This window comes from Rheinheimera sp. (assembly GCF_020217005.1).
Taxonomy (GTDB): domain Bacteria; phylum Pseudomonadota; class Gammaproteobacteria; order Enterobacterales; family Alteromonadaceae; genus Pararheinheimera.
Map to the genome: position 1 here is coordinate 1 of NZ_JAIWOI010000020.1, position 10,000 is coordinate 10,000.

The 10,000-nt window shown below is 44.4% G+C and carries 12 protein-coding genes and 1 pseudogene; 10 read left to right on the forward strand and 3 right to left on the reverse strand.

Annotated elements, in window-relative coordinates:
• The 8 genes and pseudogenes from LDL40_RS00970 to LDL40_RS01005 form a co-directional block, all read left to right on the forward strand.
• Positions 1–669 (forward strand): annotated as a pseudogene (locus LDL40_RS00970) (molecular chaperone HtpG); the annotation flags it as partial.
• A gap of 127 nt (positions 670–796) precedes the next feature.
• Positions 797–1,438: a DoxX family protein gene (locus tag LDL40_RS00975; protein ID WP_300992800.1), complete on the forward strand. Its 642-nt coding sequence runs from the start codon at positions 797–799 to the stop codon at positions 1,436–1,438.
• Between the two features lie 86 nt (positions 1,439–1,524).
• Positions 1,525–2,088, forward strand: coding sequence for a sigma-70 family RNA polymerase sigma factor (locus tag LDL40_RS00980; RefSeq protein WP_300992802.1), 564 nt, complete (start codon positions 1,525–1,527; stop codon positions 2,086–2,088).
• Positions 2,081–2,791 (forward strand): DUF3379 family protein, encoded by a 711-nt coding sequence (locus LDL40_RS00985; RefSeq protein WP_300992804.1) that lies wholly within the window; start codon positions 2,081–2,083, stop codon positions 2,789–2,791. The genes LDL40_RS00980 and LDL40_RS00985 overlap by 8 nt, the downstream gene beginning before the upstream one ends.
• 463 nt (positions 2,792–3,254) lie before the next feature.
• Positions 3,255–3,899 carry an adenylate kinase gene (gene adk / locus LDL40_RS00990; RefSeq protein ID WP_300992806.1) on the forward strand — a complete coding sequence of 215 codons (645 nt, stop codon included), beginning with the start codon at positions 3,255–3,257 and terminating at the stop codon, positions 3,897–3,899.
• 148 nt (positions 3,900–4,047) lie between these two features.
• Positions 4,048–4,428, forward strand: coding sequence for an MAPEG family protein (locus LDL40_RS00995; RefSeq protein WP_300992808.1), 381 nt, complete (start codon positions 4,048–4,050; stop codon positions 4,426–4,428).
• A gap of 2 nt (positions 4,429–4,430) precedes the next feature.
• Complete coding sequence (locus LDL40_RS01000) at positions 4,431–4,622, forward strand: alpha/beta fold hydrolase (RefSeq protein ID WP_300992810.1); 192 nt, start codon at positions 4,431–4,433, stop codon at positions 4,620–4,622.
• Positions 4,623–4,646: 24 nt separating this feature from the next.
• Positions 4,647–5,180 (forward strand): alpha/beta hydrolase, encoded by a 534-nt coding sequence (locus tag LDL40_RS01005; protein ID WP_300992812.1) that lies wholly within the window; start codon positions 4,647–4,649, stop codon positions 5,178–5,180.
• A 20-nt stretch (positions 5,181–5,200) separates the two neighbouring features.
• Here LDL40_RS01005 and LDL40_RS01010 read toward each other — a convergent pair whose 3' ends face one another.
• Positions 5,201–5,683: an Hsp20 family protein gene (locus tag LDL40_RS01010; protein WP_300992814.1), complete on the reverse strand. Its 483-nt coding sequence runs from the start codon at positions 5,681–5,683 to the stop codon at positions 5,201–5,203.
• Between the two features lie 189 nt (positions 5,684–5,872).
• Positions 5,873–6,481, reverse strand: a complete 609-nt coding sequence (gene tpx, locus LDL40_RS01015; RefSeq protein ID WP_300992816.1) for a thiol peroxidase — start codon at positions 6,479–6,481, stop codon at positions 5,873–5,875.
• 145 nt (positions 6,482–6,626) lie between these two features.
• Between tpx and LDL40_RS01020 the strand changes: the two genes are divergently transcribed.
• Together LDL40_RS01020 and LDL40_RS01025 are read left to right on the forward strand one after the other, a co-directional pair.
• Positions 6,627–7,655 carry a response regulator gene (locus LDL40_RS01020; RefSeq protein ID WP_300992818.1) on the forward strand — a complete coding sequence of 343 codons (1,029 nt, stop codon included), beginning with the start codon at positions 6,627–6,629 and terminating at the stop codon, positions 7,653–7,655.
• On the forward strand, positions 7,656–8,621 hold the full coding sequence (locus tag LDL40_RS01025) for a diguanylate cyclase (RefSeq protein WP_300992820.1): 966 nt from the start codon (positions 7,656–7,658) through the stop codon (positions 8,619–8,621). It abuts the gene before it with no gap.
• A gap of 97 nt (positions 8,622–8,718) precedes the next feature.
• Here LDL40_RS01025 and LDL40_RS01030 read toward each other — a convergent pair.
• On the reverse strand, positions 8,719–10,000 hold a 1,282-nt coding region (locus tag LDL40_RS01030; protein ID WP_300992822.1), incomplete at its 5' end, for a SpoVR family protein.

Consider the following 10,000-nt stretch of genomic DNA (forward strand, 5'->3'; position numbering starts at 1 on the left):
AATGCGGATCAGACAGTGAGCTTAGAAGCTTATGTCAGCCGGATGAAAGAAGGTCAGGACGAGATTTATTTTATTGTTGCCGACAGCTACGAAGCTGCCAAACACAGCCCACATTTAGAAGTATTGCGTAAAAAAGGCATTGAGGTACTGCTGTTATCCGACCGTGTTGACGAGTGGTTAATGCAGCACCTGACTGAGTTTGAAGGCAAAAAGCTGCGTTCAATTGCCAAAGGTAATCTGGATATCAGCAAGCTGGATGACGAAGAAACCAAAAAAGCTCAGGAAGAAACGGAAAAGCAATTTGCTGCAGTGACAGAGCGCTTTAAAACTGCTTTAGGTGATCAGGTGAAAGCGGTAAAAACCAGTCATCGTTTAACTGACAGCCCGGCTTGTGTAGTCACTGACGAGTTCGATATGAGCACACAGATGATTAAATTAATGGAATCCGTTGGCCAGAAAGTGCCGGATGTGAAACCTATTTTTGAACTCAACCCGGATCATGCTTTGGTGAAACATATTGCTGATGTGCAGGATGAAACCCAGTTTAAACAATGGGCTGAAGTTCTGTTGGATCAGGCCTTGTTAGCTGAACGTGGCAGCCTGAAAAATCCTGCTACTTTTGTCAGCCGCTTAAATGCACTGCTGCTGGATTTATCAAAAAAAGCTTAATCTCTTCCTGAATTGAGTCTGGATTAAAGAGTCAGGTACTGAACCTGACTCTTTTTTTATGCAGGTATGAAAGATTTTTTACGCGCGCCCTGTCTCTTGTCACAATGGCATCAAGCGGAGTCTGATTGTGATACAGCAAAGTTTTTTCTTTTATCAATGGCTAGTGGCCAAGGTACAACAACTGGATTTTATTCCGCTGCTGTTACTGCGGCTATACCTGACTCCTGTAATGATGCAGGCAGGTTGGACTAAGTTACAGGACTTCGACAGTACTTTAAGTTGGTTTGCCAATCCGGATTGGGGTTTAGGCCTACCTGCACCCGCTGTATTGCTGTCTTTGGTTATTTTACTTGAGTTAGGTGGGGGACTCGCCTTGTTGCTGGGATTATTTACCCGACTGAGCGCATTCGGCTTAAGTATTACCATGTTGGTGGCCATGTTGACGGTGCATGCTCAAAATGGCTGGTTAGCTATAGCGGATGCTTCGAGCTGGTTGGCAGACGGTACCATTTTCTATAACAAAGCGGTGATGACTGCACCAGATAAACTGGTCAAAGCGAATGAAGTTTTACAACAACAACCTGACTATGAGTGGATCATCTCCAGTGGAAAACTTGTAGTGTTGAACAACGGTATTGAGTTTGCTGCCACTTATTTTGTTATGTTGCTTTTGCTTGTGAGCTATGGAGCCGGGCGCTGGTGCAGTCTGGATTATTGGCTGCATCGCAGGGCCGTTAAAATGATCTCTTCAGAGGAGCAGGTAGCTTGAGTTTTCTTCGTCCTATGTCCTATAGTGAGCAGCTTCAACCGGATACAAAACCGGACAATGGGCTCTTATCTGAAAGGACAACTCTTGTGAAGTGGTGGTCAACTGATAAAACGGCTGCAAAAAAGCAGACCCCTGAGAAAGAGCAACGTCAGCATAGCTACATGCAACTGGTCCGTTTATATCATGCGGATTTATACCGCTACAGTTGCTGGATCTGCCGTAGCGCCGACATAGCCGAAGACCTGGTGCAAGACACTTATTTGCGTGCCTGGAAAAGTATAGATTTGCTGCAGAATGAGGCTTCAGCTAAAGCCTGGTTATTTACTATTTTACGCAATGAGAACGCCAGGCGTTTTGAACGCAAACAGTTTCAGTATCAGGAGGTTGAGCAAGATTTACTGCTGGACGAGCAGCAGATCAGCGCTGAACAACTCTATTCGCAACAACAGTTACTTAAACAGGTTGAAAGTCTGGAGCCAGAATATAGTGAGCCTCTGATACTGCAGATTATCGGTGGTTTTAGTGGGGATGAAATAGCGCTGTTGCTGGGTTTAAACCTCAATACTGTAAACACCCGTTTATTTCGCGCCCGTAAGCAATTACGGGACTTGTTGAGCCATGGCAATGTCAGGGAGCAAAAAAATGGATGAGTTAGAAGTTCGTCGCCGTTTGCTGACTGACCCTTATCAGCTAAACGCTGAACAATTAGCCCAATTACAACAGGATCCGGATAGTCAGCAATTTCATCAGGATATTTTGGAACTAGATCGTCAGATCAAAGCGTTATTAAGTCCACCAGTGCCAAAAGCTCTGGAGACCAGATTGTTACTACAACAGCATAAACAGAAGCAACAACAGCAAAAGCGTTTTTATCAGAACTTGATTGCCTTAGCTGCCTGCGTGGCGTTTTTAGCAGGTTTTGCGTTGAACTGGTCTTTTTTTCTTTATGGATCACAAAGTCTGGGTGAAAACTCACTGGCGCATGTCTATCACGAAGAGGACTATGTGCAGCATCTGAACAAGCCCCTGTCCTTGTCGGATGTGAATGTCAAACTTGCCGATTTTGATGCACAGCTAAACTCCACTGAGCACGCTGTAGTCTTTGCTAATTATTGTAACTTCCGGGGGACACGCTCTTTGCATCTGGTGGTAGATACCGGAAAAGGCCAGATGACAGTGTTTCTGGTGCCAAAAGAAAACTCGCTGGATTTTGAGGCGGAATTTCATGATGAAAAGTATCAGGGACGCAGTGTTGCAACTCACAAAGCTGTTCTGGTGATGGTTAGTGATAAAGCAGAAACCTTGTTACAAGGCGAACAGCAGTGGCTGAGAAGTTTGCAGTTTAAAGCCTGATGAAGAATAGCTTCGGGAGTTTTGTGTGCTTCCGGGGCTTTTTCGCATAAAATTCTCTGTTTTATTGATCTCTATCAACTTAAGACAACAGAATAAGATTTTTATACTAATTACATGTTTATAATCAATTGGTTAGCTATGAAACCTTTTGTTCGCTATTTCGGCAGCGTTACAATTTAATATCTTAGGCTACGCCTGAACATCTGCTTTGAAACGCAGTAAATATGCACCACTTTAGTCGAATAGCTAACTGTCTTTATTCAACTTTTTTGCTTGTACGCCTGCTTTCCGCTCTGGAGAGGGCTTAATTGGCTATTGTAGTAAGTTATCCTACCAAAGTAGGCTTGACTGCGGCCGATCAGGTAAGACAAGCAGACAAATTCCTTGTCTGATGAAGCACATTATGTAAAGATTCACCCCTTATAACAAATGGATCATTCCCAGGTTAATTGAGGATCTTTGTATGCGTATTATTTTGTTGGGTGCCCCGGGTGCTGGTAAAGGAACTCAGGCGCAGTTTCTGATGAACAAGTATGGGATCCCACAAATTTCGACTGGTGACATGCTGCGTGCCGCTATCAAAGAGGGCAGTGCTTTAGGTTTAGCCGCTAAGCAAGTGATGGATGCTGGTCAGTTGGTATCAGACGATTTAATTATTGGTTTGGTGAAAGAACGCATCAGTAAAGAGGATTGTGCCAAAGGCTTTTTATTAGATGGCTTCCCTCGCACTATCCCACAAGCTGATGCGATGAAAGCTAACGGCGTTATGGTTGACCATGTTATTGAATTTGATGTACCGGATGATGTGATTGTTGAACGTATGAGCGGTCGTCGAGTGCATCCAGCCTCAGGTCGTGTTTATCATGTCAGCTATAATCCACCAAAAGTTGACGGCAAGGATGACTTGACCGGCGAAGATTTAGTGATCCGTGAAGACGACAAAGAAGAAACAGTACGCAAGCGTTTGGCTATTTATCATGAACAAACTGAGTTGTTGGTCGGCTATTATCGTCAAGAGGCTGAACAAGGACGCACGCAATACCACCATATGGTTGGTACCTTGCCGGTTGAACAAGTCAGCGCACAACTTGAAGCCTTGTTAGGTTAACCAGCATTCATTTCAGCGAAGCCCACCTTGAGTGGGCTTTTTATTAGATCCAATGCGAAACCAAAGGAATTGAGGGATGCGTTATTCCCAGTGTTGGGTGCGCCGTTTTGAAACAGATTCTTTCGTAATAATCCCGGGGTAAGTCGATATGAGTTTAGTGATTACGTCTTTTTACGCCGCTATTCTGGCGTTGTTCTACGTCGTACTGGCAGCTTTAGTGATCCGTCAGAGGTTTAAACACCGGGTTGGTCTGGGAACAGGGAAAGAACCACAGTTGCTACAAACGGTGCGCATGCATGGCAACTTCGCTGAGTATGTGCCATTTCTTTTGATCTTAGTGGCTTTGTTAGAGTTACAACAAAGCCCTGTCTGGCAACTGCATCTGGTGGCTGGTTTAACTTTGACAGGCCGTGTATTACATGCCTTCGGCTTATGGCGAAGTAGCGGTACCTCTATGCCTCGTTTCTTAGGTATGATTTCGACTTTTACGGCTCTTATTGTGGGAGCTGCGTTGTTACTGGTTAAGTAAATATGCAAGAGACAGTACTGATGCTGCATAGCTCGCTTTCCAGCGGACGTCAGTGGCAGGTATTAAAGCAGGCGCTAAAAACTCAGTTTCAGGTACTTAATCCAGACTTGATGGGATATGGCACTCATACCGGGCGCTACCCTACACCTATGCAACTTGCTGATGAAGCGAAGCTGCTGTGGCCTTTGCTGTAGGGAAAAAGTACCGGTTCAGTCATTTTGGTGGGGCATTCTTTTGGCGGAGCTTTAGCTTTGCATTTGGCCAGAACCAAGCCTGAACTTTTTAAAGCAGTGCTGGTGTTTGAGCCTGTAGCTTTTCACTTATTAAAAACAGACGCACCAGATTTGTATCAACAGGTGCAGCAGTTGAGCCTGCAACTGAAGAAGTTGCAACCTGAGGATGCAGCGGCGCTTTTTATTGATTATTGGCAGGGGGACGGTTACTTCAATACATTACCGGAAGTGATGCGACAAAAGCTGGCAAGGCAAGTTGGCAAAGTGTCTGCTGACTTTGAAGCTTTGAGTGGCGAAGCTGCAACCCTTGTTGATTATGCCAGGTCGATTCAATGCCCAGTGTTGCTGCTTAGTGGTGATCATAGCCAGTTATCAGCGAAGCGTTTAGCCTTAATGTTGGCTGAGGCATTGCCTCAGGCGGAGTTTCGTAAATTAAAAACGGGCCACATGGGGCCCGTTACTCATACTGACCTGGTAAACGCTGTCCTGCTAGAGTTTATTCAGCGTCACCTGGCTTAGCAGTGCAGAGCCGAGCTGGGTTAGGCATTACTTACCTGGGCTAAAGGCTGATTTAACAGTTGAGGTTCAACTTTAACCGCAGATGGTTGATTAATGGCTATTTTGCGCGGCTTTAATGCTTCAGGTACTTCGCGTACCAGCTCGATATGCAACAGGCCATGACTCATCTGAGCGCCAGTCACTTTAATATAATCGGACAGCTGGAATTTACGTTCGAAATTACGCTCTGCTATACCTTGATGCAAAAAGCGGCGGCCTTCGGTTTTATCTGCTTTTTGCCCCCGAACCAACAAGGTATTATGTTCGGTTTCAATAGACAGTTCGTTCTCGTCAAAACCTGCTATAGCCATGGTGATACGGTACTGATCTTCGCCTGTTACTTCAATATTGTAAGGCGGATAGGCTGGTTGCTTTTCATTGCGTGCAGCAGCATCCATCAGGTTGGCTAAATGATCAAAACCAATAAATGAGCGGTAAAATGGGGTGAAATCTAAAGTGTTCATAATCAAATCCTCTAAGGCAATTAATCTTTTCTGCTCTTCAATTGAACGAGCAATTTTTCATATCATTTCCGAAGTCATTGCAGTTGCAGAGCCCGAAAGCTGCAGCGTCAATTACCACGAAAGAAGCAGGTGCCGGATGGCCACCTGCTCACTTAATATGTGCGCTTAGAGAGTTTTCAAGACTGAGCTTTAAGATTTTTTGCCGCTGATTTGTGCAAGTGCAGCCATGCTGTGCGCGTAATCAGGTTCCTGCGCCAGAGCTGGCACTAGTTGTTGATAAGCTAAATTACCTTTGGCATCAATGATTAATACCGCACGCGCTAATATGCCCATGTCTTTAATCAGTAAACCGTAATTGCTACCAAAATCACGCCAGACGGCATCAGACAGCACCAACAGCTGGTCAACTTTTTCCTGAGCGCAATAGCGTTTTTGTGCAAAAGGTAAATCTGTTGATATGGTCATCATCACCACATCCTTCGACACTTTACTGACTTCCTGATTAAATCTTTTGGTTTGCAAAGAACATATGCCAGTATCGACACTGGGTACTACGCTGATCAGTACAGTTTTACCTTTGAAGTCGCTTAACTTTATGGTCTTAAACTTTTCATCTACCACCTGAAAATCGGGAGCCTGTTGCTGCAACTGTACCTGATGACCTTGCAATTCCACGGCCTTATTCCCAGCTTTTACTTCAGATAATCGGCTTGGTAACTGCGCATTTAAGTCAACAGCCCAACTTGTAGGACTCAAGAGTAAACTAAAAAAAATGGTTTTTATCAGATTTGATGACATTCAAATGTCTCCCAGATTGGTAATACGGCTGAAAGTGAAAAAAATAGTAGGTGTTGTATATTTTTTGTCAGATACTACACAGGGTTAGCGAAGAGCCATCTTTCTGACTACACTGGAAAATAACAATACGTGAAGTGAGCCGTAAATGGTAGCAGCAGTTTTGATATGTGACGATTCCAATCTTGCACGTAAACAAATGGCAAGAGCTTTACCCGCTGAGTGGCAGCAAAACATTCAATTTGCAGGCCATGGTGGGGAAGCTTTAGACATTCTGCAACGTCAGTCTATCGATTTACTTTTTCTAGATTTGAATATGCCGATACTGGATGGTTATCAGGTGCTTGCTGCTATCCAGCAACAACAGTTGCCTGTCAAAACCATAGTGGTTTCAGGCGACATTCAACCTGAAGCCCGAGAGCGAGTCTTATCTTATGGTGCTTTAGATTTTATTAAAAAGCCTGTCGATCAACAAAAACTCAATCATGTGCTGGGTTTGGTTGAGCAAAAGACGATTCAACAGCAGGAAGAAGCCAAAAGTCATCCCAAAGCTGTCGTGAAAAGCCATAGCTCATTTGTGCTATCGAACGATTTACGTGATGTATTTCAGGAGCTGAGTAATGTGGCGATGGGCCAGGCGGGTGACCTGTTAGCTCGTCTGCTTAATGTATTTGTTAAACTGCCTATCCCTAACGTCAACGTCATCGAAGTCAGTGAACTGCATATGGCGATAGCCTCAGTCGAGCAGAAAGAAAACACTTCCGCTATTTGTCAGGGCTTTATTGGTGGTGGTGTGGCAGGCGAGGCTTTGTTGATCCTCAATGATTCCAGTTTTAAAGACATTGCCAGATTGATGCAATATGACGGTGAGTTAACCACTAAGGTGGAGCTGGAACTGTTGATGGATATCGCCAATATCCTGATTGGAGCTGTGCTTAAGGGATTGGCCGAACAAATAGACATGACCTTCAGCCAGGGGCACCCTGTGGTTTTGGGTCAGCACGCCCCTGTCAGTGAACTGATTAAAGCCAATGCCAGACGCTGGCGTCGTACTTTGGCAATAGAAATCAGTTATGGTATTGAAAACTACAATATCAGTTGCGACTTGTTGTTGCTGTTTACTGAAGACAGCATTAAAACCCTGAATTATAAAGTTGAATTCCTGCTGGAAGATTAAATGTCACAAAACAACGTAGATGTATCCGAAATCCACTGGTTGATGGACATGTTCCAGACGGTTGACGTTGGTCTGGTGGTGTTATCAGCTGACTATCGTATTCAGGTGTGGAATGGTTTTATGGAAAACCATAGCGGCCTGACCCCCCGCCAGGTACGTGACAGATACCTGTTTGATTTATTCTCAGAAATTGATGAAGACTGGTTAAGGCGCAAATGCGACCCGGTAATATTATTAAAAAACCGGGCTTTTACCATCTGGGAGCAAAGACCCTATATTTTTAAATTCCGGAATTACCGTCCTATTACCGGATCTGCAGAATATATGTATCAAAACAGCACTATATTCCCCCTGACCGATACCATGGGCAAAGTGACCCACCTTTGCCTGATTATTTATGATGTGACTGACGTTGCCGTCAGCAGGATAGAGCTCGAGTCGATGAATGGGCACTTGCGCACCTTGTCAAAAACCGACTTCCTAACAGGTTTAAATAACAGAGGCTTCTGGGAAGAAGCGCTGATTAACGAGTATAAACGGATACAACGTAGTGGACACCACAGCACTTTATTGATGTGTGACATTGATCACTTTAAAAGAGTCAATGATACCTTCGGCCACTCTGCAGGTGACGCGGTGATCCAGCAAGTTGCTGCGGCTGTGAAAAAGAATCTTCGCAGTACTGATGTGGCTGGTCGTTACGGCGGTGAAGAATTTGCGGTCTTGCTGCTCGATACCACAGTAGAACAAGCGATGTTTTTTGCCGAGCGTTTGCGCAAAAATGTTGAAGCTATGGTTGTTGAATATAATCAGCAAATATTACGGGTCACTGTCAGCATAGGCGTGGCGGAATACAGGGAGGATATGGCTGAGTATAGGGACTGGATAGAAGCCGCCGACAAAGCTCTGTATCAATCCAAAGCTAATGGCAGAAACCGCATCACCAAAGGTGACGGATCAGAATAGTGCGCAAAGCAGATGGCAGTTTCAGGCTTTCACATGGTTTGAATTGGTTTTGCCTGAACACTTTCTACCCTAGCCGGATTTAAGCACCTGCCCGCTATCACACCGGGCAGCTTCCCAATAGTTTTATACTGCCATCGTCATTTTGCTGCTCCAACTGCACGTTAAAACCCCAGAGCCTGTGTACATGCTTCAACACCTGCTGGAAGTTGTCTGCCAGCGGAATACGTTGATTTGGAATAAATCTTAAGGTCAGACTGCGATCCCCTGAAATATCAGCGCTATAAACCTGAATATTAGGCTCTATATTGCTTAAATTGTATTGAGCCGACAAGGTCTGTCGGATTTGTTGATAGCCTTCAGCGTTATGAATAGCAGCCACTTCAAGTGTACTTTCTTTGTCATCGTCTGTGATGGCAAATAGGTGAAAATCCCGAATCACTTTGGGAGATAAGTACTGGCTGATAAAGCTCTCATCTTTAAAGTTCTGCATGGCAAAATGCAGAGTGTCCAGCCAATTTGAACCAGCAATATCCGGAAACCACTCTTTGTCTTCCGCTGTGGGGTGTTCACATATACGGCGCAAGTCGGTAAACATGGCAAAGCCCAAAGCGTATGGGTTAATGCCTGAGTAATACTTGCTGTGGTACTCAGGCTGAAATACCACATTGGTGTGATTGTGCAGCACTTCAAGAATAAACTTGTCGGTGACCAAATTCTCCTGATACAAATGCTGCAATATAGTGTAATGCCAGAAGGTTGCCCAACCTTCGTTCATGACCTGAGTTTGCTTCTGCGGGTAAAAATACTGCGAAATTTTCCGAACTATACGTACGACCTCACGTTGCCAGGGTTTAAGTAAGGGGGCATTTTTCTCAATGAAATACAGAATATTTTCCTGAGGTTCAGACGGAAATCGGTATTCGTGCTCTGCGGACAAATTGTGTTTATTCGGGATAGTTTTCCACAGTTGATTGACCTGAGACTGTAAATAAGCTTCACGGTCTTTCTGACGTTTTTGCTCTTCATCCATCGAAATTTTTTGAGGTCTTTTGTATCTGTCGACACCGTAATTCATCAAGGCGTGGCAAGAATCCAGCATATCTTCGACTTCGCTGATGCCATATTTTTCTTCACAATGGCTTAAATACTGTTTGGCAAACATCAGGTAATCGATGATGGAAGAAGCATCAGTCCAGCTGCGAAACAGATAGTTGTTTTTAAAGAAAGAATTATGACCATAACAGGCATGCGCCATCACCAGCGCCTGCATAGTCATGGTGTTTTCTTCCATCAGATAGGCAATACAAGGATTGGAATTAATCACAATCTCGTACGCCAGCCCCATAAAACCCCTTTTGTAGCTTTGTTCGGTTTGAATA